Source organism: Streptomyces sp. NPDC088350 (assembly GCF_044753545.1).
Lineage (GTDB): Bacteria > Actinomycetota > Actinomycetes > Streptomycetales > Streptomycetaceae > Streptomyces.
In genome coordinates this window covers 39,028-61,910 of sequence record NZ_JBIVNL010000001.1, presented here as the reverse complement: position 1 = coordinate 61,910, position 22,883 = coordinate 39,028, and the positions used below count along the sequence as shown (strand labels likewise).

The 22,883-nt window shown below is 64.8% G+C and carries 23 protein-coding genes; 9 read left to right on the top strand and 14 right to left on the bottom strand.

Annotated elements, in window-relative coordinates; translation table 11 throughout:
- Positions 1 to 31: 31 nt before the first annotated feature.
- The 3 genes from ACIQBL_RS00285 to ACIQBL_RS00275 all read right to left on the bottom strand — a co-directional run bounded on the left by ACIQBL_RS00285 (position 32) and on the right by ACIQBL_RS00275 (position 2,868).
- Positions 32 to 862 (bottom strand): alpha/beta hydrolase, encoded by an 831-nt coding sequence (locus ACIQBL_RS00285; RefSeq protein WP_401935195.1) that lies wholly within the window; start codon positions 860 to 862, stop codon positions 32 to 34.
- Positions 863 to 935: 73 nt separating this feature from the next.
- Positions 936 to 2,600 (bottom strand): hypothetical protein, encoded by a 1,665-nt coding sequence (locus ACIQBL_RS00280; protein ID WP_401935194.1) that lies wholly within the window; start codon positions 2,598 to 2,600, stop codon positions 936 to 938.
- Between the two features lie 7 nt (positions 2,601 to 2,607).
- Complete coding sequence (locus tag ACIQBL_RS00275; RefSeq protein WP_401935192.1) at positions 2,608 to 2,868, bottom strand: helix-turn-helix domain-containing protein; 261 nt, start codon at positions 2,866 to 2,868, stop codon at positions 2,608 to 2,610.
- Between the two features lie 273 nt (positions 2,869 to 3,141).
- Here ACIQBL_RS00275 and ACIQBL_RS00270 point away from each other — a divergent pair, with 273 nt between their 5' ends.
- From ACIQBL_RS00270 to ACIQBL_RS00255, 4 genes are all read left to right on the top strand, one after another.
- A complete protein-coding gene (locus tag ACIQBL_RS00270) occupies positions 3,142 to 4,260 on the top strand; it encodes a hypothetical protein (RefSeq protein ID WP_401935190.1) in 1,119 nt (372 codons plus the stop codon).
- Positions 4,261 to 4,437: 177 nt separating this feature from the next.
- Positions 4,438 to 5,349, top strand: coding sequence for a hypothetical protein (locus ACIQBL_RS00265; RefSeq protein ID WP_401935188.1), 912 nt, complete (start codon positions 4,438 to 4,440; stop codon positions 5,347 to 5,349).
- Positions 5,349 to 5,993 (top strand): hypothetical protein, encoded by a 645-nt coding sequence (locus ACIQBL_RS00260; RefSeq protein ID WP_401935187.1) that lies wholly within the window; start codon positions 5,349 to 5,351, stop codon positions 5,991 to 5,993. Before ACIQBL_RS00265 ends, ACIQBL_RS00260 begins: the two co-directional genes overlap by 1 nt.
- Positions 5,994 to 6,004: 11 nt before the next feature.
- On the top strand, positions 6,005 to 7,738 hold the full coding sequence (locus tag ACIQBL_RS00255) for a hypothetical protein (protein ID WP_401935185.1): 1,734 nt from the start codon (positions 6,005 to 6,007) through the stop codon (positions 7,736 to 7,738).
- A gap of 25 nt (positions 7,739 to 7,763) precedes the next feature.
- Here the strand turns inward: ACIQBL_RS00255 and ACIQBL_RS00250 are convergent, their stop codons facing one another.
- From ACIQBL_RS00250 to ACIQBL_RS00230, 5 genes are all read right to left on the bottom strand, one after another.
- A complete protein-coding gene (locus ACIQBL_RS00250; protein ID WP_401935183.1) occupies positions 7,764 to 8,135 on the bottom strand; it encodes a hypothetical protein in 372 nt (123 codons plus the stop codon).
- 135 nt (positions 8,136 to 8,270) lie between these two features.
- Positions 8,271 to 8,723 (bottom strand): helix-turn-helix domain-containing protein, encoded by a 453-nt coding sequence (locus ACIQBL_RS00245; protein WP_401936944.1) that lies wholly within the window; start codon positions 8,721 to 8,723, stop codon positions 8,271 to 8,273.
- A gap of 54 nt (positions 8,724 to 8,777) precedes the next feature.
- Complete coding sequence (locus ACIQBL_RS00240; RefSeq protein ID WP_401935181.1) at positions 8,778 to 9,887, bottom strand: DUF475 domain-containing protein; 1,110 nt, start codon at positions 9,885 to 9,887, stop codon at positions 8,778 to 8,780.
- Positions 9,888 to 10,068: 181 nt separating this feature from the next.
- Complete coding sequence (locus ACIQBL_RS00235) at positions 10,069 to 11,190, bottom strand: GNAT family N-acetyltransferase (RefSeq protein WP_401935179.1); 1,122 nt, start codon at positions 11,188 to 11,190, stop codon at positions 10,069 to 10,071.
- 137 nt (positions 11,191 to 11,327) lie between these two features.
- The gene (locus ACIQBL_RS00230; RefSeq protein WP_401935178.1) at positions 11,328 to 12,524 is read right to left on the bottom strand and encodes an MFS transporter; all 1,197 of its coding nucleotides are present in this window, start codon (positions 12,522 to 12,524) and stop codon (positions 11,328 to 11,330) included.
- A 71-nt stretch (positions 12,525 to 12,595) separates the two neighbouring features.
- On the opposite strand from ACIQBL_RS00230, the gene ACIQBL_RS00225 reads away from it, so the two are divergent.
- From ACIQBL_RS00225 to ACIQBL_RS00215, 3 genes are all read left to right on the top strand, one after another.
- Entirely contained in the window at positions 12,596 to 13,561 is a 966-nt protein-coding gene (locus tag ACIQBL_RS00225; protein WP_401935176.1) for an ArsR/SmtB family transcription factor, read from the top strand.
- Between the two features lie 216 nt (positions 13,562 to 13,777).
- A complete protein-coding gene (locus ACIQBL_RS00220; RefSeq protein WP_401935174.1) occupies positions 13,778 to 14,281 on the top strand; it encodes a glutathione peroxidase in 504 nt (167 codons plus the stop codon).
- 66 nt (positions 14,282 to 14,347) lie between these two features.
- Complete coding sequence (locus ACIQBL_RS00215) at positions 14,348 to 15,241, top strand: MerR family transcriptional regulator (protein WP_401935172.1); 894 nt, start codon at positions 14,348 to 14,350, stop codon at positions 15,239 to 15,241.
- A 28-nt stretch (positions 15,242 to 15,269) separates the two neighbouring features.
- On the opposite strand, the gene ACIQBL_RS00210 is transcribed toward ACIQBL_RS00215, so the two are convergent.
- From ACIQBL_RS00210 to ACIQBL_RS00200, 3 genes are read right to left on the bottom strand one after another with little or no spacing between them, the layout of a single operon-like run.
- Positions 15,270 to 15,713, bottom strand: a complete 444-nt coding sequence (locus ACIQBL_RS00210; protein WP_401935170.1) for a hypothetical protein — start codon at positions 15,711 to 15,713, stop codon at positions 15,270 to 15,272.
- A 55-nt stretch (positions 15,714 to 15,768) separates the two neighbouring features.
- The gene (locus ACIQBL_RS00205; protein ID WP_200716965.1) at positions 15,769 to 15,966 is read right to left on the bottom strand and encodes a DUF397 domain-containing protein; all 198 of its coding nucleotides are present in this window, start codon (positions 15,964 to 15,966) and stop codon (positions 15,769 to 15,771) included.
- Complete coding sequence (locus ACIQBL_RS00200) at positions 15,963 to 16,274, bottom strand: hypothetical protein (RefSeq protein WP_401935168.1); 312 nt, start codon at positions 16,272 to 16,274, stop codon at positions 15,963 to 15,965. Before ACIQBL_RS00200 ends, ACIQBL_RS00205 begins: the two co-directional genes overlap by 4 nt.
- A 219-nt stretch (positions 16,275 to 16,493) precedes the next feature.
- On the opposite strand from ACIQBL_RS00200, the gene ACIQBL_RS00195 reads away from it, so the two are divergent.
- On the top strand, positions 16,494 to 17,342 hold the full coding sequence (locus tag ACIQBL_RS00195; protein WP_401935166.1) for a helix-turn-helix domain-containing protein: 849 nt from the start codon (positions 16,494 to 16,496) through the stop codon (positions 17,340 to 17,342).
- Between the two features lie 118 nt (positions 17,343 to 17,460).
- Here the strand turns inward: ACIQBL_RS00195 and ACIQBL_RS00190 are convergent, their stop codons facing one another.
- The 3 genes from ACIQBL_RS00190 to ACIQBL_RS00180 all read right to left on the bottom strand — a co-directional run bounded on the left by ACIQBL_RS00190 (position 17,461) and on the right by ACIQBL_RS00180 (position 19,860).
- A complete protein-coding gene (locus ACIQBL_RS00190) occupies positions 17,461 to 17,652 on the bottom strand; it encodes a DUF397 domain-containing protein (protein ID WP_401935164.1) in 192 nt (63 codons plus the stop codon).
- Positions 17,653 to 17,880: 228 nt separating this feature from the next.
- Entirely contained in the window at positions 17,881 to 18,738 is an 858-nt protein-coding gene (locus tag ACIQBL_RS00185) for a helix-turn-helix transcriptional regulator (RefSeq protein WP_360070548.1), read from the bottom strand.
- Positions 18,739 to 19,107: 369 nt separating this feature from the next.
- A complete protein-coding gene (locus ACIQBL_RS00180) occupies positions 19,108 to 19,860 on the bottom strand; it encodes a GPP34 family phosphoprotein (RefSeq protein WP_026150485.1) in 753 nt (250 codons plus the stop codon).
- A gap of 277 nt (positions 19,861 to 20,137) precedes the next feature.
- Between ACIQBL_RS00180 and ACIQBL_RS00175 the strand changes: the two genes are divergently transcribed.
- Positions 20,138 to 22,765: a D-alanyl-D-alanine carboxypeptidase gene (locus ACIQBL_RS00175; RefSeq protein ID WP_401935163.1), complete on the top strand. Its 2,628-nt coding sequence runs from the start codon at positions 20,138 to 20,140 to the stop codon at positions 22,763 to 22,765.
- Positions 22,766 to 22,883 lie beyond the last annotated feature (118 nt).

The window sequence follows — 22,883 nt, the reverse complement described above, 5'->3', positions numbered from 1 at the left end:
GAGGCTGGTGTCCCGAACACAACTTCGAGAGCTACTTGCCAACGGGCTCTTGCTTCACCCACTCGACCACGGTCCTGATAACGAACGCCTGCCACTCCTGGCTCTGGGGGTCGAGGTACTGCGGGTCGTCGTGGACGGCGAAGCCGTGCTGTGAGCCCTCGATCTCGACAAGCTTGCAGGGACCGCCGAACTTTTCGACTGCTGCCCTCGACGACTCGATGGGCACGAAGGTGTCCTTCGTGCCGTGCACGATGAGCGTCGGGGCTTGGACGCCACCGAGCGCCTCATGGGGCCGGAGCCAAAACACCTCGTTGAAGATGGGTCGCCCGTGCTTGAGCGTCGGTGTGAACTGGATGAAGCCCTCCGATGCCAACTGCTGTGCAGCCTCGTCCTGAATGTAGTCGTTCTCCCAGTACGTCCGGCTGTCGACGGTTCGCTTCTTGTAGTCGAGCTGGGGGTTGAAGAGCACCAGCCGGGAGAGGTTGTCGGGACGCTGCGCGGCGTAGTACGCGCAGATGCCACCGCCGAAGCTGGCACCGAGCAGCGTGACATCCTCGGCCCCGGTGGTCTCCCGGACATACGCCAGCACGACGCGGATGTCGTTCAGGACGGCCGACAGCGTGAGGTCTTCCTGACGACCCTCGCTCTGTCCATGGCCGCGGAGGTCGAAGCGCAATGAGGCAACGCCCGCGTCGGACAGGCTGTCCGCGAGCCGCGTGAAGAAGCCACCCTCTTCCCGGGTGACGCCGCCGCCGTGGACGAGCACGACGGCCCGGGAGGTTGGCTGTCCTGGTTCGACCAAGGTGCCGGCGAGGTGGAGACCGTCGAGGGTGCGGACTGTCACTTCTGCGGTGGTGGGCATGGGAGCAAGCGTAGGGGCGCCGCCAGTCGATCCAACAGAGCGCACGCTTACGGCAGCTCGGTCATAGCGATGTTCATTTGTCAGCTCCGATATACGGAGCCGCCTGTGCCTCTGGCTTAAAAATAGCGATCGTCACAGATGGATCAGATCCTGGCTCAAGCGCTACTGTGACCTTCGTATCGCGTGTAGCGTCATCAGGAATCTCGGGCCAATTTGCCACACGTACGGTAGCGAGGGTCTTTCTGGTTATGCCGAGCATATAGGTGATGCCGCCAAGCTTAATGATTAGAGGTTCGTTAAGCCATACGTCTCGCGCTTCTCTGTCTTTCTCTAGTTGTTGCATGTCTGGCGAGGACAAACCTTCTACCGTTACTTCGAGGTCCAGTTCGGACCACTGACCTGTTGCTGTATTGTTGGTGAGATAGGCATGGGCATCTCCGAGTGCGTCTACTTCCTCGTCGGTGAGCGTCTTGGGCATGGGGAAGTAGACGCCACTGATTCGCTGAACATCGGCAAGCAGAAGTAGAAATTTGTACGGTAGGGCGTAGCCATCAGTACCGGACTCGGGAATGTCGATTGGCGGGCCAATCTCCTGTCCGTTCACTTCCATTACGAAGTAGCGCTCGGGTTTCATCTCCCGAAGGAAATTGACGGCAGGCAGAAGTGTCCCGGGGAGGCAGCCGTCAGGCTGATGGTAATCGTAGTGCAGGTTGATCCTGTTGGTAACAGTGTCAAAGCGTGCAGTCACGTTGATCGTGGAGTTGAGGTCAATTAGCTTGAGCACGCCGCCGCGCAAGCCAACCGTGCTTTCAAGCGCCTTGAGAGGAAGCTGCGCTACGACGAATCCGCGCTCATCTTGAATTCGGAGTACGACGCGGAGCTCTTGAGGCGGCGTGTTGATGGCTGAACCAAAGCGGAGTTCACCACCTTCATAGGTGCCACCGAATCCAGCCGGAGCATCAATCTGAATATGCTTTACGTATTCTCCGGGAACGGTGGCTGCCGTGCCATAGTTGAAGGCGTCTTTGACTGCCTGAGCCGCTTTCTTGCCCTCTTCGGTTTCTGGAAATTGGAAGGCTCCACCCATTGTGATAGGGCGATCCCTCTCGGCTCCGGGATAGCGCGGTGCGACTGTGATCTTTACTGACCCGTCCGGATGGGCCTCGAAACCAAATGAGTAGTGCGGGTCCAGAGAGTTGAGGCGATCCTTGAGTGTGCGTACACGAGCTGCTAGGTCAGTAACACCACGGGTGAGGGCAGCTTGCTCTTGGTTGATCTCCCGCATCATGCTAACGATCTCGTCGTTGCTGCCTTCTAGGTAGTAACGCGGGAGCTCTGGGTGGGAGGCCATCTGGCTGTCGAGCCAATCCTTCCCACGCCAGACGCATGGGAAGGGATAGTTAGCAGTCAAATCGTTGAACCACGTGAGTTCGCCATCAGTGTGATTGATGGGTACCACGAGATACCAAGCCACTGGGTTGTGCTTAGCCGCGCTCTTGAGGGAGTCGGAAACTTGCCGTCTCCTGCCGGATCTGTCATCGAGACGCCCGGTAAAGCTCTTGAGCTCAAAGATTTCCAGGCCCGTAGGGAGAGGCACCTGGACGTCGCGCCCTTTGTCTCCGCCCGCTCCGTCGATGCGCTGGGCTTGCGGATGAAGACGACTGATGAGGACGGAGACCATGTCTTCGTAGACGTTGGATCCGAGTCGCTCGTCGGTCCAGTCGACCCTGTTCTTCATGCCGTCCTCAGTCTTTGTTGCTCTCGCCGTCCCTTGGCGACTTCAGACCCCGCACCAACTCTGCCGCATCCACCCCAAGTGCCGCAGCAAGCTTCAGGATGTTGTGCAGGCTGACGTTGCGCTGACCGCGCTCGACCTGCCCGATGAACGTCCAGTGCATGCCACTGTCGTCGGCAAGGCGCTCCTGGCTCTTGCCGAGCTCGTTCCTGCGGGCGCGTACCCGGGCACCGAACGTCTCTGCTGCGTCTGAGATGGGCTGTTTTGCCATGGCAAGCCCTAGCTCATATGTCCCAAGCCTCAAGATCCAGAGACTATGCATCCCAAGCTTCTGCATCCCATGACTATGTGTCCTATGCTCCCTCTCGTAGGCACCCTCGGGAAGCGGAGGAGGTGGTGGCCATGCTGCGCAACAACGGTGGTGGCGGTGGCACGGTCCGCTAGCGGCTGGCGCTGCCAGAGCACCCCGGCAGGTAGATGCCCGGGGTGCTCTGTGCATCCTCAGTATTGCTCTGAGCTGCATGTTTGTTACAATTGATCTTGTATGCAGAGCCCGCTACAACGTCTCTACCGCACCAAGCTTGCACTCCTCGCAACCGTCGTCACGGTTGTCGGTGTTGCCCTCATGGTCTTGGCTCACTGGGCAGCCGGCCAGGTGGGTTGGAGCTGGTTCAACGACCTTCCCGTCTTGGATGTGGGCTCGGCCCTGTTCACCACGGGCCTGATCGCCATCTTCTTCGAGTACATCGACCAGGCCGACGCCGAAGTCCGAGCCAACCAGCGTCTGCGCAAGGTGCTCTCGGAGGAGGCTCCTGCCATCCGTGACGCGGTGGTCGACGGCTTCGCCTTCGCTCCCGAGTCTCTGACGAACGTCGCTTCGCCCCGGACGCTCGATCGCATCGTCGAGAACACCTTGTCCATCCAGCTCGGTGACGCCGAGTTGGCCGCCGACGTTTACCGCGACCTCCGGCAGCAGGTCATCGGGGCACGGCAACGGTGGTACGACGCCCATGTGTCGGTGGCATTAGCGCCGTGGAAGGGCGGGCCTGCCATGGGCAAGGGCTCGATGTTCGTGGCCACCCTCCAGTGGGAGTACCGCTTCGCGCCGTCAAATCCCACGCTGCGCTTCTCGTGCGTCTCAGACCTGGACGCCTTCCGGGAGCTGTCGAGTGACACCGAGTTCACAGAAGCCTGGTACTTCCAACCGATCAACGGGCTTGACGCCGGATCACCTGAAGCCTTCGAGCTCGTGTCCGTCACCGTAGATGGCAAGTCGCGCCCGATCCGCCGGAATAGCCGGAAGGACGGCCAGCTGTTCAGCGTGAGCCTCGGTGGCGAGATGGAACGAGGCAAACAGGTGTCGCTGGCGTACACCTACCGCGTCTTGGTCCAGCAACACGGACACGTACTGCACCTCGATCTCGCTCAACCGACCAAGGACTTCACGGCTGAACTTTGGTACGGCGATTGCGGTATCCGGCATATGAACGTTCTGGACTACCTGTCTGGGCCTCGGCAGTCGCGCGTGGCTGAACTGGCCGCAACCGACCCATCACCGAGCGTTCAGGTGGCATATCCAGGCTGGACGTTTCCCAAGGGAGGCGTGGCCTTCGTGTGGGTGTTGGAGCGGGAGATGCAGACGGTCACCGGTCGACAGAAGTGATCACGTTCGGTCAAGAAGGAGGGTGGTCTACTCCTTTTGTCTGCCCTGAGTCTGACGGAGCGTGAGGAACTGTCAGTGTCACCGGCTAGCGTGGCGACGTACCGGGTACGAAGATCACGCGGCCGAGGCGTGCGAGGTAGCTCCGGCCGTACAGCAAAGTAAGAACGAGGAATAGTTATGACAGCACTGGAAGAGAAGCTGGCTCGCTACACAGCACCGTCCAGCGATACCGAACAAGACAAGCAAGACCGAGCTGAGCGCATGGTGTGCAAGGCCGTCGAAAGCTGGAGTGGCTTTGACGGCGTAGGCATCAGGTTGCTGCCGAAGGGGTCGTATAAGAACAACACTAATGTCCGTGCTGACAGTGACGTTGACATTGCTGTGATCCACAAGGGATTCAATTACTTCAACGACGATGAGTTGCTTCCTGCCGACAAGATCCTGAGGCGCCCCCTCACGGGCAAACGCTACGAGGGAGCCTCCTTCAGGGCGGAGCTTGAGAAAGCCATGGAGCATGCGTATGGCGGTGACTGCGATACATCAGGTTCTACTGCCATCGAGATCGCTGAAAATGGCGGTCGCGTGAAGACTGACGTCGTGCCGTCCTTCGGGCACCGGAAATACTACTATGACGCACAAGGAGCCGTTCGATACTTCGAGGGCACTACAACGCGACGGACGAACGGCGAGTGGGTAATCAACTACCCCGAGCAGCAGTACGACAACGGAGTTACCAAGAATGAACGCCGTACCGGTCGCCGTTACAAAAAAATGGTGCGCATTCTGAAGCGTGTAGAGAATGACCTGGTTGCTGCGGGCAAGATTGACGCTCTGCCGAGTTACTTCATGGAATGTCTCGTCTATTGCGTACCTAACGATCGTTTCAACCATGACGGAGTGACACCGCTAACCGATGACATTACGGCGGTGATCAAGCACATCTGGAATCAGACTAAACCTGACGGTTCAGCAAAAGACTGGTTTGAACCGAACGATATCAAGCCCTTGTTCGGCCCGGGGCAGAAGTGGTCCATGGGTGACGCTCATACCCTCGCGCTGGAGGCGTGGCGGAATCTAGGACTCAAGTAATGGAAAATGTCAAAGTTCGAATAGGCATCGGCATTGCAGCACTCGTATTGCTGGCGCTCGCGCTGCTCGCCGGCCAGGGTTTCTCACAAGTGCCGCTACGTGTCTACTCCATTGCTGGAACGGTTGCCGCCCTGGTGTTCGCACTGTGGGAGCGATTCATCTGGAAGTGGAAGGTTATACGATACTTTACGGGCGTTCCCTTGGTTGCGGGAACGTGGCGTGGCCAGCTCGTGTCCTCCTATGTGCACCCCGATGGTTCTACCGTTCCACCGATTCCCACGGCTGTATATGTCTCGCAGGCGGCTTCTGCTGTGACCGTCACACTCTTCACGGGTGAGTCAAAGTCGGTCTCGGAAAACGCCAAACTCATCCACGACCCTGACGGCCGATGGCGGCTGAGTTGGCAGTACGTCAATACACCTCGTCCTGGTGTGCGTGAGCGTAGCGAGCGTCACAAGGGGGCGGCTGAGGTGTACATCGGTTCTCAGCCTGGCGAGGGGCTCGAAGGGGCGTATTTCACCGATCGGCGTACGGATGGTGAGCTTCGTTTTACTGAATGGTCCCAGGCCCGATATGGCAGCGCCGACTCTGCGCTTGCCGCGGATGGATTTAACCATGCGACACCCTTCGTTGGGAATAAGTAGAGGGAACACGAGTGGACGAGTATGTAATTGAACAATTTATGTGGAGTTATCAGGCTCACTTTCGTGTAGGTGTAGAAGTTGCAGCGAAATCCGCATTGGAAGCCATCGGATTTTATGGCGAACCCAATGTGGTACTCGCTGGGTTCCAAGTGGCCGGTGAACACAAATTTGGAATATGTGTAGAGCCCGAGGATGGTCCCTACTCACCTCACGATTTGCGCGAAGTAGTTCAGCGAGGAGCTGAGCTTTATGCGGAGCATGCACGCAGCGAGGTGTTCCACACTGATGCCCGCACGCATGAAAAATATCACCGGCAACTACGAGACCAGATGCGCGCGAAGGCCATTGAGGAGGTACTGGCTTCTAATCCTAATGGTCAGAATCGGCGATTCTTTTCAAGTGGGTCCGTACGAGTGGATGATTACGAGATTCACATAATCATGAGCGTTGGCAAGCAGGAATTCGATGGAGTTCCTCAACTCGCATCGCAAGAGATCGCTGGGTTTCCAGTGTCCCGCTCTCTTGTACACGCTGTCATCGATGAAGTGCTGAAGCAGGCCAAACGTGCCTTATATGTTCCGGATGCCGACTCCGGAGTTGCTCTATCTGTAAGCGCGGATGAGATAGTTCGAAGTGCAACTGAGGCGATGATGCGATCAGTCCTCTTTCGTACTGGCTTTTTGTTTGGTGCCGATAGCCATTTGACCATGAGTAGTCTTTCCACTTTGCCGTACGAGGGGCGTCCAGGTTTCGGTCGGATTGTGATTTCGAAACCAGAAGACTCGGCAGTCGAGGTGCTTCTTGAAATTCGCGATCGAGTGGAGTTGCGAGATACCTCTGCAATTAGAAAACTCTTGGAGGCCACGGGGGCTGAAGCTGACCTGTTGTCTGATGGGCAATTCGTTTATGGTTTGGGTGCTGTTCGCGCAGATTACGACGCCGGAAGTGAGACGGTATTTGTTATTGCTGTGACGGCGCGTGGCGTTTGGGAGCTATCGCACGCTGGAAACGCTCTAGTGACTGTTCGTGATGGCGTGCCTCAGTTGCCGAAGCGTGTGCTGGATGAGGACTATTTTGAAGATTTGGTAGAACGCTTTTTCCCAGACGCTGATTTTGGCGAGCTTTTGTCTGCTGCTCGTGCTGCTGGCGACCACAGGCATGGCGCGATGCTCATCATCTCAAATGACGCAACTGGGGAGGCGCAACGCCTGTCGCCACAAGCATGGTCGATCGAACCGGCCTTTCTTACTGCGGGTCTGCTCACACAACTCACGGACATGGACGGCGGTGTGCTCGTAGACCCGCAGGGTCGTTGCCATGCTATCGGCGTTATCTTGGATGGTAAGGCTCAAGGTAAAGGCGATCCGGCTCGTGGTAGTCGATTCAACAATGCCGTCCGCTACTTGGGTAGCAACCCGCCTGCGACAATTGTGATTGTCTATAGCGCGGATGGGGCAATCAATGTTCTTCCGCAGTTGCACCCTCGGGTTGACGAAAATGCGGTAACTGAAGCAGTGGAAAGCTACCTTGCGGCGGCCTCAGTCGATCCCTTGGATGTACGCGAGACGAATAGAGCATGGGATATGGCCAAGTCGCTATGTTTCTATCTGTCTGATCGGCAGTGTGAAATGCTCAATCAGGCGCGTGCAAAGGTAGATGAGTGGGAGGAAGAGAATCTCGACTTCCGGATGGTTAAGTCTGATTTGATAGCAAACCCCGACATGAATGATAGCTACTGGTTCTAACGTCGGCCTGCTGAGGCGTCCAATTCTATGTAGCCTTCCGTCGCCCGCTTCGGCTCGTAGGAGTTGCTTCAGCTACGGTCTCGCCTGAGGCAGCCCCCTCACTGGCCTTGCTCCCCAAAATCCCCGCAATAGCAGCTCGCCGTTCCTGAAGCCGTTTTTCTTCGGCGTCTAACTCGGCCATGGCTTTCTCTTGGACGGTCTCGTCTTCGAGGGTCTTTGCAACCCAGTCATTGAGGGCTTCGACACCAACGTCGTTCACACTGTGCCCGGTGATACCGCGTAATCCCTCAATCTGCTCACGCAGGACAGGGTCAATACGTACGGCAAAGACGACAACCTTCCGTTCCTCTTCGGCTGGTGAGACCTGTGGTTGCATTTCTGGTTGTTGTTCGCTCATTGAAAGCTCCTTCCGGTTAGTGGTTGATAGCTCTTATTTATAGCCGGGTGAGCGTAAGAACTCGTCCACAAAGAAGAGAAAGACCCACTCGCCGTCATGGCCGAGTGGGTCTTTCTTGATCCCTGCGTTTTGTGGTCAGCCGTGCTTATGCGGGTCACGCATCTCTACGCCAGCCCGCTTGAGTTTCTTACTGACCGTACTGGCGCAGACATCGAGTTCCACCGCGATCTGCCGTGCGCTCCAGCCTTGCTCGTAGAGCTTCCTGGCTGTGGCCATCCGCGCCGATGTCATCTTGACCATCGATCGCTTGGCCACTCCCGCTCGCGTCAGGTGCTGGTCGACAGTCTGTCGATGTAGGCCGTAATGCCGGGACAGTGCGCTCAACGTTGCGCCCTGCCGGTACGCCCCCACCAACTCAGCCACCTTGTCCGGCGACAGCTTGCGGTTTTCCTTGATCTCCGTCGCCACGGCAGGGTCGGCAACGACAGGCTCCCGCTGCACACGTACCTCTGCACCGCGCCTCTCCAGCGTCTTGATCAGGCGCAACAGGGGTGTACTCGGGTTCGAAAGGGAGTCGGCCAGGCGCACCAAGCACAGGGCCACCTGCCGTTCTCGGTAGGTGGCCTTCTGCCTGGCGAGCGGTCAGGGAACCCGCGCCGCGTCCACCGGTTCCGCCTCCCCCTCCGTCTCCGCGAGCGCCCGGTTCCGCCGTACCGAGGACCAGAACGACCAGGCGATCAGCACGACGCCCACCAGGCCCGTGATGACTTCGTTGATCTGGTACTGGATGGTGACCATGAGGATCACGGCCAGGGCGCCGATCGCGTAGTGGGCGCCGTGCTCCAGGTAGACGTAGTCGTCGAGGGTGCCCTGGCGGACCAGGTACACCGTCAGCGAGCGGACGTACATCGCGCCGATGCCCAGGCCGAGGGCCATGAGGACGATGTCGTTGGTGATGGCGAACGCGCCGATCACGCCGTCGAAGGAGAAGGACGCGTCCAGGACTTCGAGGTAGAGGAACATGAAGAACGCGGCCTGGCCTGCCAGGACCACCGCCGAGCGGTCGCTCTCCCGTTCCCGTTCCTCCTCCGCCTCCAGGCGGTCCTCGAAGAAGCCGGAGAGGCCGCCGACGATCATGTACGTGATCAGGCCGGCGATGCCGGAGACGAGGACCGTCTGGGCCTTGTCCGCGTGGGTGCCGCCGTGCTGGTGGGCGTGGGCCGCGAAGGTGAAGGAGGTGATGAGCAGGACGATCAGGGCGATGCAGACCGAGAGCATGTCGACCTTGCCGAGTCTGGCGAGGGGGCGTTCCAGCCAGGCCAGCCACTTGATGTCCCGGTCCTCGAAGATGAAGTCGAGGAAGATCATCAGCAGGAACATGCCGCCGAAGGCCGCGATCGCCGGGTGGGCGTCGGTGACCAGCTGCTGGTAGCGGTCCTTGTCGGTCAGGGCGAGGTCGACCGCGTCGATCGGGTTCTTCTTCGCCGTGACCGCGACGATCACCACCGGGAAGGCGAGGCGCATGCCGAAGACCGCGATCAGGACGCCCACCGTGAGGAAGATCTTCTGCCAGAAGACCGACATCTTCTTCAGGATCCCGGCGTTGACGACCGCGTTGTCGAACGACAGCGAGATCTCCAGAACGGCGAGGATCGCGATGACGCCGAACGCCGTCCAGCCGCCGTACCAGACTCCCAGGGCCAGGCCGAGCGCGGTGACCGCGAACGACCAGCGGAAGGTCTTCAGAAGCACGGGTTGCCCCTTCCTGTTGTCGCGCGGTCGCCCGCGGGCCGGGCACCAACAGCCCAGACCATCATCGGCGTTGTCTACCACGGCCGCCTGTCGTGCGGGTGTCGGGGACCGGCCCGGAACGCGGAAAGGGCCCTCGACCTCGTCGGTCCAGGGCCCCATCGGGGTTGGTGTCGCCGCATCGTCACTTCTTGAGCGCCGCCCGGCCCGATGTGCGCAGCGTGCCCACCGTTTTCAGCAGGCGGTCCGCCGGGTCCCGGAGGGCGGGGTGGGCCAGGACCGTGTTGCGCAGGCCGCGTACCGGGCGGCGCCACAGGCGGTGGGCCGCCGCCACCGGGTGGGGGCGGGTGGCGAAGCCCTCGCCGACGCGCAGTTCGCGGGTCTTGAGCCAGTCCTTCCACTCCTTGTCGCCGCGGCCCAGGTCCATGAGGCGCACACCGTGCCGGCCCGCCTCCTCGGCCATCCTGAGGTGCATGATCAACCCCGGTGAGTAGTAACGGAGTTCGGGGTCGTACGCCGTGAACCAGGCCGCGAACAGGGTGCGGGACGTAGGCCCGAAGTGGGCCGCCACCGGGCGGTCCCCGGCGTAGAGGACCGACAGGACGCCGGTGAAGTGTTCCTCGCGGACGCGGAACAGGTGGTCCACGAGGTCCACGATCCAGGGGCGCGCGAAACGGTCCATGCGGCCGGTCCTGCGGTACTGCGCCGACTTCCAGCGCATCAGCGTGTGCAGGACTTCGGGGTCGCGCTCGTCGTAGACGAACCGCATCTCGCCGAGGTCGCGGCCGAGGCGGCGTTCCTTCTTCAGGGTCGTCTTGGCGATGCCCGGGTAGGCGGCGCGCAGCCACTCGGCGTAGGTGCCCTCGCCGTCGCCGTCCTTGAGGTCGATCACCGGGGACGCGAAGGTGCCGGTGACATGGCGGCCGAACGGCTGCTGTTCCTCGACGAGATGGTCGAACTCGAAGACCGACAGGCCGCAGGCCCGCAGGAGTTGCTGGACGTCCCAGGTGACTCCGGGCCGGTGCACCAGGGCCTGGCAGTCGGAGAGGCCGAGGCCGATGGCCCGGCCGACGCCGAAGGGGTTGCGTTCGTACGGGAAGAAACCGACCGGCTCCCCGCCCTCGTGCAGCACCGCGACCTGCGCCCCACCGCGGTACCGGCCGACGCCGTCCGCGAACTCCGGTGCCAGGAAAGGGTTCGCGTAGTCCGGCGACTCGTCCATCGCCTTGTGCCAGGCCTGACGGAGCGTGGTAGTGAGCTCCTCCGGTCTGTGGATCGTGATGTCCGCCTTGCTGCTGGATCGCATGGGCGACCGTCCCCCCATTCCCCCACGACGCGTCGTCCGCGCCCTTCCTACATATCCCAAGGTACGACGAGACACGAACAGTTCGGCAGGGCCCAAACGTCGCGAAACAGTACGCACGCTGTCAAGGATGCCTCTGACTACGGAAAAGTACGGATCACCCGCCCCTGGTGAAGGTGCCGCTCCTGCCGGGCGAGCACCGCCAGGGTCAGCGTGACCGTCGTCGACGCCGTCGCCATCAGGGTCATCGCCGTTCCCGGTGAGGTGAGTTGGGCGAGCGTGCCCGCGAGGGCCGCGCTCACTCCCTGCAGGGTGAGCATGCCCGCGGAGCGCAACCCGAGGGCGTGGCCCGCGAGTTCGTCGGGGGTGAGGGCCATCAGGCGTTCCTGGAGGACGAGGCTCGCGCCGAAGCCCACGGAGCCGACGCACACCGCCACGGCCGCCCACGGCAGGCCCGGACGGAGTGCGAAGAACAGGTACGGGGCGGCCAGCAGGAGGCGCAGCGGGACGTCCAGGCGGGCGCGTAGGGCCGACGGTACGAAGCGGCCCAGGGTCAGGTCGCCGGCGAACATGCCCAGCGCCGCCGACGCGAACAGGGCGCCGGCGGAACCGGAGTCGTAGGAGACGTAGAGGGATTCGCAGCCGACGACCAGGCCGTTGGGGAGCCACATGCCGAGGTAGGTCAGGCGGCGGGGGCGGGAGGACCACAGGAGGGCGTTCGTGCGCCAGGTCGCCGAGACCGACGGGCGGCCCGTGGAGCGGGGTGGGCGGGCGGTCAGGCCCAGGCGGACGGTCAGGGCCGTGGTGGCGTACAGCGCCGCCGAGAGGAGCAGGCAGGTGCGGGGGGACAGGAGGGTCAGCAGGGCGCCGCCCGTCGCGAACCCGGTGACCTGCATCAGGCCGGAGGCCATGTTGAACACCGAACGGCCCAGTACGAAGCCCTCCTTGGGCAGGATCTCGTTCAGCAGGCCGCCGCTCACGCCCCCGCCCAGCGAGGCGATCAGGCCCTGGAGGAACACGACGGCGAAGACCGCCCCGATCGGCAGAACGGGCAGCGCCAGCAGCGCCGTACAGACGGCGAAGGCGGAGTTGATGCCGGTGAGGGTGGCGCGCGGGGGCAGGCGGTCGGCGCCCGACAGGAAGAAGGTCGCGCCGATCATCTGGGCGAGCTGCGGCCCGAACATGCTCACGGCCGACAGCAGGGGCGAGTCCGTGGCCCGGTAGACGAGGGTGGCGAGGGCCAGGCCGCTGATCGTCAGGGCGGCGTTCTGGGCGGCGAAGGAGAAGAAGAACGGGGTGTATTCGGGCGTGCGGAAGAGCTCGCGGTAGCTGCGCATGGGCGGAGTCTGCGGGGGTGGGCGCGGGGGGTTCTATTCTTTCGCGCGGACGCGAAACGTGGGGGATGCGGATGGGGTTGTGGCAGCTCAACGCGGACACGCTGGCCCGGAGCCGGTTCGTCGTCTCGTCGTTCGCCGAGACCTTCGCCGCGCTGAAGCTGCTGCACGTGGGGGTGGCCGCGCATTCCGGCGGGCAGTTGTGGCTGCGGGACCATCTGCCGGGCTACCAGGGCCTGTTGGCGACCGATCCGGTCACCGGGCTGCTGGTGCGGGCGGGGCTCGGGCGGTCCTGGATCGCCGACTTCCTCTGTCCGACGCAGACGGACCGGGAGTCGTTCGCGGAGACCGTCGCACGCGTGCGGAAGACCCGGCCCGAGGACGCGCGGGCGAACCTCGCGGTCTCCCTCGCCGGACCGCTCCCGGCCGCCCTGGAGCGCGACGATCTGCCCGAACGGGCGGCCCGGCTCCTGGAGTACGTCTGGGAGGAGACCGTACGGCCGTACTGGGCGCGGCGCCGGCGGGTCCTGGAGGCCGATGTGGTGGCCCGGACGGCACAGGTGAGCCAGGGCGGCTGGGCGGCCGTGCTGGACGCGCTGCGGCCTGGGCGGACGCGGTGGCTCGGGGAGAGCGGGCTGCAGATCAACCTGCACCGGAATCCGCCGCGCGAGATCTCCGGCGCGGAGCTGTTCTTCATGCCGGTCACGCCGAAGGGCGGGTGGGTGTCGTGGGAGGAGCCGGACCGGTACGCCCTCGTCTACTCGTGCGCGGGCGTCCTCGCCGACCGCGGCGGGCGGGCGGCGCCGGAGAGCCTGGGCGCGCTGCTGGGGCCCGCACGGGCGGGCGTCCTCATGCTCCTCGGCTCACCGATGAGCACCAGCCAACTGACCGCCGTGACCGGCCAGGCACTCGGTTCGGTGGGCCGGCATCTGCGGGTGCTGCTGGACGCGGGGCTGGTGGAGCGGCGGCGGGCGGGGCGGGCGGTGCTGTATTCGCGGACGGCGGCGGGGGAGGTTGTGGTGAAGGCGGCTGGTTTGTGAGGGGGGTGGGTGGGCCGGTGGGGGGAGGCTTGTCGGCCGGGGAGGCGTAGGGGCGTGGGCTCGTAGCGGCGTAGGGGCAAGGGCCCGTGGGACGGAAGGGCAAGGGCCCGTGGGACGGAAGGGCATGGGCCCGTGGGACGGAAGGGCATGGGCCCGTGGGACGGAAGGGCATGGGCCCGTGGGGAGAACGACATTTACCGGAGTTAGCATCCGGTTATGACGACTACAGAGAACACGGGTCCCCTCGGTGTCCAGATCGGGTCGCTCACGGGCGGTTCGGCGGACCTCTCGCAGTACGCGGGCAAGGCCGTCCTCGTGGTGAACGTGGCTTCCAAGTGCGGGCTGACCCCCCAGTACACGGGCCTTGAGCGACTCCAGGAGCGGTACGCGGCACAGGGCTTCACCGTGCTCGGCGTGCCCTGCAACCAGTTCCTCGGGCAGGAGCCCGGCAGCGCCGACGAGATCGCCGAGTTCTGCTCGGCGACGTACGGCGTGACCTTCCCGCTGACCGAGAAGGTCGAGGTCAACGGGGACGACCGGCACGAACTGTACGACCGCCTCGTCGGCTTCGCCGACGCGGAGGGCCACACCGGCGACATCCGCTGGAACTTCGAGAAGTTCCTGATCGGCCGCGACGGCACGGTCGTCGCCCGCTTCTCCCCGCAGACCGAGCCGGAGTCGGCGGAGGTCGTGGCGGCGGTGGAGCAGGCCGTCGTATAAGCGCCTTGACCTTGCCCCTGGGGCAGGGCTGAGCGTCCTTGTCGCCGGGCGGACAGGAACCGCCCGGTGACGGAGGATGCGAGGGTGGACGACGAACTGCTCACCATCGGCGCGTTCGCGGCGCGGGCACGGCTTTCGGCCAAGGCGCTGCGGCTGTACGACCGGCTGGGGGTGTTGGCGCCGGATCGGGTCGACGAAGTCAGCGGTTACCGCTACTACCGTGCCGGCCAGGTCGAGCGGGCCCGACTCGTGGCGCTGCTACGGCAGTTGGACATGCCGCTGGCGCGGATCGCCGAGGTGGTCGAGGCCGACAGGACGGGCGGGACCGACGGGACCGACGCGGCCGAACTCCTCGGCGCGTACTGGACGGACGTAGAAACCCGGGTCGCCGGGCAGCGCACGCTCGCCGAGTACCTCCGTGCACGCCTTTCGGGGAGGAGCTCCGAGATGTACGGAACGTTCGTGGTCGAGACGGTCGAGGTACCGGAACAGGTGCTGGTCACCGAGACCCGGCACATCCTCGCGGACGAGTTGCCGGCCTGGATTCCCGCCTCGCTGGGGCGACTTGACGAGGCGGCGAAGGAGTGCGGGGGCGTGAGCGCCGCGCCGTTCGTCGTCTACCACGCCGACGTGTCGATGGAGAGCGACGGCCCGGCCGAGGCCTGTGTGCCGGTCGCGGACGAGGCGGCGGCGCGGGCCTGGGCGGCGCGACAGGGGCGGGGCCGGCAGACGGCGGTACGGGTGGAACCGGCACGGCGGCTGGCGTACGCCCGGATCACCAAGGCACAGGTGGCGCATCCGCAGATCCTGGCCGCGTTCGAGGCGGTGGAGCAGTGGGTCGCCGGGCAGGGGCTGCGGTACGCCGGGCCGTGCCGCGAGGTGTACTTCGCGGACTGGGAGGCGGCGGGTCCCGGGGATCCGGTGTGCGATGTGGCGTTTCCGGTGGAGGGGAAGCAGTAGCCGCGCTCCCCCTCGCTCCGACCCCGGGTCACTGGGTATGGCACGCGCCCGTCGTGGAATCACCCACGGCGATCAGCGACATCGCCTGGTACGAGGCGTTGGTGAGCCAGAAGCCCCACGACAGGTCGTTGCCGCAGCGCAGTTCGTACAGGGCGAGGCCGAACCTGAACTCGTCCGGGATGAACGTGCGTTGCTGAGCGGGGCACATCACGGGGGCACAGGCGTCGAACTGCTCACGAAGCCAGCGCAGCGCTTCCTCGGGCGTGGCGGGTGCGGCCCTGATGAGGCGGGCCGGCTTCATGAGCCAGTCCCGCAGGGCGAACGGCACGATGTCCGATGCCGTCGCCCTGCGGGCCGCGTTGTCGCCGAGCCGTTTTCCGTCGCCCCGCCATGAGTAGGCGTGCCAGTGCAGGGAGCGTTCACGCCAGACGGTCGGCTCGCTGTGCCGCCAGGCGTCGTAGGGGCATGACACGCGCCGCGGGTGGGCGGCCGCGCCCGAAGAGGGGCACGGCCGCACGGCACCCGAGTCAGGCACTGAGATCGAACTCGCCGCCCTTGGCGCCGCTCAGGAAGTCCTCCCACTCCTTCGGGGTGAACTGCATGACGGACTCGGTCTTCGTGTCGCGGATCGCGACGATTCCCGGGATGTTGGTGGCCACCTCGACACAGCCTTCGGTGCAGGGGCCGCCGCAGGCCGCAGCGGTACGGAACTCGAACTTGCTCATGCCGACCTCCTGTTGTCGGGCTGCATCTCCGGCCAGCCCATGGTGTGGATGAACCCACCGGCGTGTGCCACCCGGTCGGTGATCTGGGCGTACTCCGTCGCGAGCGTCGAGATCATCTCGGGCGAGATGGTGAGCAGGACGGACGCGTCGGTGGTCGTCAAGGTCTCGATGGCACGCGCCAGCGCGGGGCGTTCGCGTGCCTTGGTCGGGTCGCTCTGGCCCGTCGCGTCGTGCAAGGAGTCGACGACCCGCCAACCGCGTCTGCCCGCATAGGCGTCACAGGCCCGCAGGAGTGGTTGCGGGTTCAAGTGCACGGTGGTGCAGAGGTAGACGACGACTTTCCGGGTTGCGGGTCTTGATTGGTTCACGGTTCCCCCACGACGACCACGGGCTTGACGATGACTGGGAGTGTGCCGCGTTTTCGACAGGACTCGCAAGTAGATCTTCAAGATCTGAAAACTTTCACTCTCCAGTGAGATGCGAGAGGGGGCCCGGAAATGCCAGACTTCGGCCAGGAGGTCTGCTGCATGAGTGAAGGAACATCTGCCCGTAGGCGACGAGTTGGCGCGCAGCTCCGCCACTGGCGTACAGGCGAGGGGCTGACGCTTCAGGAGGTCGCGGACCGGCTTGAGGTCAGCCTGGCGACGGCGAGCCGCTGGGAGACGGGGAGTACGAAGCTGTCGCTCGATACGTACTCCAGGCTTGCGGACCTGTACGGAGTCGAGGACGAAAGTCGCCTGTACTTCGAGCGGCTGTGCCGTGACGCGGACGAGGCCGGCTGGTGGACCCGCTACGGCGATGTGATCTCGCACGGGTTTCGCGACTTCATCGAGCTGGAGTCGCAGGCCGTGCGGGAGTTCGTCTACCACACGCTGCTCATTCCGGGGCTGCTGCAGACCGCCGAGTACCGGCGTGCGGTGGTGATCGCACAGCGCGCTCCGGGTGCGACGGCCCACAAGGCGGACGTCATCGCGGACATGAACTCGGCCCGACAGTCGATCCTGACCCGGATGTCGACACCGTTCGAACTGCACGCGGTCGTCCAAGAGACCGCCCTGCTGCACGAGTTCGAGGCGCAGCCCCACATCATGCGGGACCAGTGCCGCAGGCTCCTGGAGCTGTCCGCTCGGCCCAACGTGACGATCCAGGTCGTGCCGCTACGCCGGTCGATTCACCCCGGCTGCAACGGCGACTTCACGATCCTGTCGTACGACGGCGGTGGCGCGACGGTCTACAACGAGTTGCTCGCGTCCAGCGTAATGTCGAACGAATCGAGCGAAGTGGCCGCCTACCAACAGGCGATGAAGTCACTGACCACCGATGTCGCACTGCCGGTCGAGGAGTCCGTGCGGCTCCTCGACCGCCTGACCTCGTGAACCGCGACAAAAGCCGAGCCCTCTCGGCAAGGACGGCGGCCAGTCGAGAGGGCTCTTCGGTAATGCTTGTTGAGTTGTCTTGAGGTATGTCGAGTTGGCGGGCTGTCGGATCTTGTCCCTACATCCAGACCGATGCCACGAAGGCCTTCCACACGTCGGCGGGGAAGGCCAGGGTGGGTCCCTCGGAGACCTTCGAGTCCCGAACGGCCATCGCCGACAGAACCGGCGACTTGATCTCGACGCACGCGCCGTTGCCCTGCGAGTAGGAAGACTTGACCCACTCGTCCGCGGCGCCCTGCTTGATTGCCATTTTCGCTCCGATTACCAGTTGCTGAGTTGCTGTCGCCGTGCCCGCGCATCGCTCTGTCCGCAGGACACGGTTTGCGCCAACGTTGTTGCTCGATGGCGTGATCGACGCTACTCGCCAACATCGGCGGGCGAAGCGGCCATTCACTCGACCGGGTGGCATATTCCCCTGGTGTCTTCCATTCCACCTGGCGGAAGGTGTATTGTGCGGCACCTTCCGCCGGAGGAGCCCTCAGCGCGCGTATTCCTTCGCCACGTTCGAGATGAACTCACGACTCTGGTCGGCATTCAGGGCCTGGGCCCTGAGGTGCTCGTACATCACGCTGTACTTCTGCACGTCCTGCGCCTTTTCCAGATACAGGTCGCTCGTGACGCCCTCGATGTAGACCACGCTTGAGTCGGCCGCGTCGGGGAACTCCAGGATCGCGTACTGGCCGCTGACTCCTGGGTGCGCGCCCATCGCGAACGGGATCACCTGCACGGTGACATGCGGCAGTTGGGACATCTCGATGAGACCGTCCAACTGCCCGATCATCACCTGCTTGTTGCCGACCTCGCGGCGCAGCGCCGCCTCGTCGAGCACCGCCCACAGGCGCAGCGGGTTCTCCGCGGCCGAGATGCGTTCCTGCCGGCGCAGGCGCACCTGAACGCGCTTCTCGACGTCCGCCGGGGCCGATTCCGGCAACGCCCCGGTGATCAGTGCCTCGGCGTACTGCCGGGTCTGCAACAGGCCCGGGACGACCTGGGGATCGTAGACGCGCAGGCTCGCCGCGTCCGTCTCCAGGCCGATGTAGACGCTGTAGGGGATGTCGCCGAAGGAGTGCCACCAGCCCTGCTGGCGCGAGTCCTTGGCCATCTGCATGAGCGAGTCGACGATGCGGACGTCCTCGACCTCGTAGACCCCGCACAGGTCGCGGACGTCGCGCTGGCTGATGCTGCGCCGTCCGTTCTCCAGCCGACTGATCTTCGACTGCGACACCAGCAACCGCTCGGCGACCTCTTCGGCCGTCATGCCCTTGAGCTCGCGGAGCCGACGCAACTCCTGGCCCAACCGGCGTCGCCTGACGGTGGGATTGACACTTGACGCCACGGGAACGTGCACCTCCGGCTGCATGCCTGTACTTGCCACTGCTTACTGCTGCTTGCCACTGATTGCCGCTACTTGCTGCTCAGTGCTTGCCACTTTGCGTATCTGCTGTTGAGCAGACTGCCACCAAGGTGGTTTCTACCGCTGGGAAACGGTGGATATGCGGCAGGTACGGGCCAGATTCCGGTTGCCTGCGGCGTCCGTAGATGCGGCCGAGCGGGGTGGAGAGACGTTACGTCTGCTCCACCCCGCTCGGACCAGCGGCTCCCGAACCGGGTCTTGGGGACTGGCGGTGCGGCGGTACTGCGTGTGCTGCGGTCGTGCGGTGGTGCGGTCCTGTCCTGATGCGGGCGTGTGCCGTGGGACTGCGGCTCAGTGAGCCACGGCGCGCGCCATGGTGCCGCGGTGCGGCTGCATCGGAACACCACGAGCCGGTTCCGGTGGCCTTGATCCGGGCGCGGCCTGACGGCCGGCCGGGGCCGGGCTACGGCGTGGCTGTGCGGCCACACCGTTCTGGACGTCCATCACGGCGTGCGCCACGAGTCCGCCCATGGGGTCGTGCCTGATCAGGTCCCGCAGCCGGGAGCGGGACGAACGTCCCTCATTACCCGGATACAGGTGTTTGCCGAGACCGACCGCGTGCGCCAGTGCGGCGAGCGCGGCTGTCCGCGGGTCCGGCGGTACGCCGGTGCGGATCGCGGAATCGAGTCGGCCCCTGATCTCGCGGCTGATCTCGTTGTCCGTCGCTTGGTAGCGAGTCGTCGGCAGCACCCCGCACATCTGTCCCGCCACGGCATGCACCATGCCGCACCGCTCCAGATGCGAGAGGTAGGTCTGGCGAAGTCCCAGTCGGGGCCCGCCAATCCAGTTCACTGCACGCACGGGAGCGCCACGCCTTCGCAGCAACTCCAACGCACAGTCCAAAGTTGGATCTCCGGTCGGCCGTGGTACCACCACGGCGATACGATCCCCGTCTGGGGCTATCCGTCCGGCCAGCGCCAGCTCCACTAGCTGTGCTCCGGCCAGACCGAGGTCGAGCGACTGCGGCTGTGCAGTGGTACCCGTGGCCGGGTCCAATGCCAGCAGTAGAAGCTCTTCCGGAAGAGTTCTGCGGCTCCTGCCCATCCATGCCTCCCCGCGTGGATGAATGACAGGGTGACCCCTCTCACATTGGTCTGTCGAGAGTGCGTGACCGCTTCGTAGTGGAACCGGTAAGTATGTCGTTCTCGTCTACCGCAGGGGTTAAGCCCGCACACAGGACACTGGTACATGGTTCGGACAGCGGTGCTGATGCGTTGTCCGGGCGGCGGGTATGAGATTTTCCAGCTGATTTTCCAGCTGATTTTGTAGCTAACTCGGTTATCTCGGTCGGTTCGGTTGACGCACGCGGCGCGTGCGGCGCATGGAGGAGGCATCGGTGGCGGGCGAGTCCCCCGACAGGTCGAAGCAGCGCGAGTCGTCGGCAGAACCGACGTCGGGGAGCGCGAGTCCGGTTCCCGAGGCACGGGGTGAGCGGGACCCCCGGCTGGCGGTGGCCCGAGAGGCCGCGACGCCGTCCACGGCGTCCACGGCTGCGGCGGTCCAGCGTGGGGGTGTGGACACGGCGACGAAGGTTTTTTCGATCCGGGAGTTGAGGGCGGAGACCGAGACGGAGGAGACGGAGACCGTCGAGGAGAGCGCCTCCGGCGATTCCGAGGACCCTGAGCCCACCGCCGCGCAGAACCCTTCCGCCAAGGGCGGCAAGGGGGGCGACACACGGTTGCGTGAGGCTGTGGCGGCTTGGGTGGCTTCGGCGGACGAGGTCGACGAGGTCGACAAGGCCGGCGGGTCCGATGAGGCCGCCGACGCCGACGCTGCCGGCAAGGCCGACGAGGCCGACGAGGCCGATGGGTCGGATCAGCGGAGCCAGGACTCGGAAGAGGCTTCGGGACACGCCACGGAGGCCGAGGCCTCGAAGGGTTCCGAGGGCTCGGAGCTGGTCGCAGACGCCGAGGACCATGAGGAGCCCGCTGGAGACGTGGAGGCCGAGGACGCGGGGGAAACGTCCTCGGCCGACGCCACGGGCGCGGAGACCGGCGAGGACGCCGGGGAGGAGGCCGGGGAGGCTGGTAGCGGCGGCTCCGGTGACAGCTCGGCGGAGGTTGGCGATACGGCCGGCGCCGAGCCCGAGTCCGAGCCCGACAGCGACGTGACCGAGGTCGAGGTCGAGCAGGTCGCCGACACCGACTCGGGTGATACCCCCGAGGACGCGATTCCCGAGCCGGGCGAGACAGCCGGCGAAGCCGAGGCCGAAGCCGGCACGGACGTAGCCGCGGACACGGAACCCCCGTCTGCGGACGCGGCCACCGACGCCGACACCGACCCCGACCCCGAAGACGCGGCCCCCGCCGACGCCCCGCCGAAAGCCGCCGACGGCGATTCCGCCCCACAGGCGGCACCCGCGGCCGACGACGAGACCCGCACGGGTGGTGCCGGTGGGAAGACGAAGGCGGCCGACGGCGAAGCCGAGGCCGTCGATCACCCCACCGCCGTGTTCAAGGCGCCGCGCCCGCCCAAGCCCGCGGTGGACCAGCCCACCACCATGCTCAAGGCACCCAAGGTCCCGGAGGCCCCCGAGACCCCCGCCGAGCGCACCAGCAAGTTCGTCGCGCTGAAGCCCCTCGACGAGCCCCGCAGGGATACGCCCCGCAAGGACACCACCCGCCCCGTCCCCCACCTCGGCCCCGAGCACACCACCCAGCAACCGCTTCCTCCGAAGCCCCCGCTGGACCTCCTCGCCGAGCTGACCAACACCCCGCCGCCCCCGCAGACCCCGGTCCGCACAGCGATCCGCAGAGTCAAGATCTGGACTCCGCTGGTCATCCTCCTGGCGATCGTGTTTGCGGTAGTACAGGCCGTACGGCCGCTGCCCACCCCCTCTCTCACCCTCACCGCCGACGACTCGTACACCTTCGACGGCAGCAAGGCGAGCCTCCCGTGGCCCAGCGAGGGCCAGGGCTGGATGGACGTCGACGGCATCGGCACGATGGGCAGCTTCGGCAAGCAGACGCCGGTCGCCATCGGCTCGGTCGCCAAGGCGATGACCGCGTACATCGTCCTCAAGGACCACCCGCTGAAGTCGGGCGCGGAGGGCGCGAAGATCACCGTGGACGCGACCGCCGAGAAGGAGGGCGGTTACGACAAGGACGGCGAGTCCACGCTCAACACCGTCAAGACCGGCGACGTCCTCACCGAGAAGCAGGCGCTGTCGGCGATCATGATCCCGTCCGCGAACAACATCGCGCGCCTGCTGGCCCGTTGGGACGCGGGCACCGAGGCGGCGTTCATCAAGAAGATGAACGACACGGCCAAGGCGCTGGGGATGACGAACACGACGTACACGGACGCCTCGGGCCTGAAGGAGACCACCGTCTCCACCGCCGAGGACCAGGTGAAGCTCGGCAACCAACTGGTCGGAATCCAGGCGCTGATGGACATCACCAAGCTGCCGAGCTGGGTCGACCCGTCCGGCAAGAAGTGGACCAACTACAACCGCCTGGTGCCGTACGACAACTCGCTCGGCATCAAGACCGGCACCACCACCGCGGCCGGCGGCAACCTGCTCTTCGCCGCCACCAAGCAGGTCGGCGGTGAGACGGCCGTCGTCGTCGGCGCGATCCTTGGCCAGCACACCGCGCCGATCATCGACACGGTCAACGCGGTCAGCAAGACGGCGATGCTCGCGGCGCAGGACGCGATGAAGTCGGCGAAGATCCTGAAGAAGGGTGACGTCGTCGGGTACGTCGACGACCGGCTCGGCGGTCACACGCCGGTCGTCGTCACCAAGGACGTCGCGGCGGTCGGCTGGGCGGGCCTCAAGGTGAAGCTGTCGTTCACCTCGGACGCCGTACCGCACTCCGCGAAGGCCGGCACCAAGGTGGGCACGCTCACCGTGGGTGACGGTTCGGGCGGCGCGGTCAAGGTGCCGGTCGCTCTCCAGAAGGATCTCGCGGAACCGGCCTTGACGGCCAAGCTGACCCGTCTCGGCTGACCCACGAGGCGATGTACGTCACCGCGTCCCGCCGCTGGGCACCCACCCGGGAGCCCTGCGGCGGGCTGCGTGCTAGCGTCGCGAATCGGGGCACGTCGCCGGTCAGCGGGACGCGGCG

What these genes read in the sequence shown, in the direction of transcription:
- ACIQBL_RS00285 (WP_401935195.1), bottom strand. Translation starts at nt 862, where the DNA reads ATGCCCACCACCGCAGAAGTGACAGTCCGCACCCTCGACGGTCTCCAC.
- ACIQBL_RS00280 (WP_401935194.1), bottom strand. Translation starts at nt 2,600, where the DNA reads ATGAAGAACAGGGTCGACTGGACCGACGAGCGACTCGGATCCAACGTC.
- ACIQBL_RS00275 (WP_401935192.1), bottom strand. Translation starts at nt 2,868, where the DNA reads ATGGCAAAACAGCCCATCTCAGACGCAGCAGAGACGTTCGGTGCCCGG.
- ACIQBL_RS00270 (WP_401935190.1), top strand. Translation starts at nt 3,142, where the DNA reads ATGCAGAGCCCGCTACAACGTCTCTACCGCACCAAGCTTGCACTCCTC.
- ACIQBL_RS00265 (WP_401935188.1), top strand. Translation starts at nt 4,438, where the DNA reads ATGACAGCACTGGAAGAGAAGCTGGCTCGCTACACAGCACCGTCCAGC.
- ACIQBL_RS00260 (WP_401935187.1), top strand. Translation starts at nt 5,349, where the DNA reads ATGGAAAATGTCAAAGTTCGAATAGGCATCGGCATTGCAGCACTCGTA.
- ACIQBL_RS00250 (WP_401935183.1), bottom strand. Translation starts at nt 8,135, where the DNA reads ATGAGCGAACAACAACCAGAAATGCAACCACAGGTCTCACCAGCCGAA.
- ACIQBL_RS00235 (WP_401935179.1), bottom strand. Translation starts at nt 11,190, where the DNA reads ATGCGATCCAGCAGCAAGGCGGACATCACGATCCACAGACCGGAGGAG.
- ACIQBL_RS00230 (WP_401935178.1), bottom strand. Translation starts at nt 12,524, where the DNA reads ATGCGCAGCTACCGCGAGCTCTTCCGCACGCCCGAATACACCCCGTTC.
- ACIQBL_RS00225 (WP_401935176.1), top strand. Translation starts at nt 12,596, where the DNA reads ATGGGGTTGTGGCAGCTCAACGCGGACACGCTGGCCCGGAGCCGGTTC.
- ACIQBL_RS00220 (WP_401935174.1), top strand. Translation starts at nt 13,778, where the DNA reads ATGACGACTACAGAGAACACGGGTCCCCTCGGTGTCCAGATCGGGTCG.
- ACIQBL_RS00205 (WP_200716965.1), bottom strand. Translation starts at nt 15,966, where the DNA reads ATGAGCAAGTTCGAGTTCCGTACCGCTGCGGCCTGCGGCGGCCCCTGC.
- ACIQBL_RS00195 (WP_401935166.1), top strand. Translation starts at nt 16,494, where the DNA reads ATGAGTGAAGGAACATCTGCCCGTAGGCGACGAGTTGGCGCGCAGCTC.
- ACIQBL_RS00190 (WP_401935164.1), bottom strand. Translation starts at nt 17,652, where the DNA reads ATGGCAATCAAGCAGGGCGCCGCGGACGAGTGGGTCAAGTCTTCCTAC.
- ACIQBL_RS00180 (WP_026150485.1), bottom strand. Translation starts at nt 19,860, where the DNA reads ATGGGCAGGAGCCGCAGAACTCTTCCGGAAGAGCTTCTACTGCTGGCA.
- ACIQBL_RS00175 (WP_401935163.1), top strand. Translation starts at nt 20,138, where the DNA reads ATGGAGGAGGCATCGGTGGCGGGCGAGTCCCCCGACAGGTCGAAGCAG.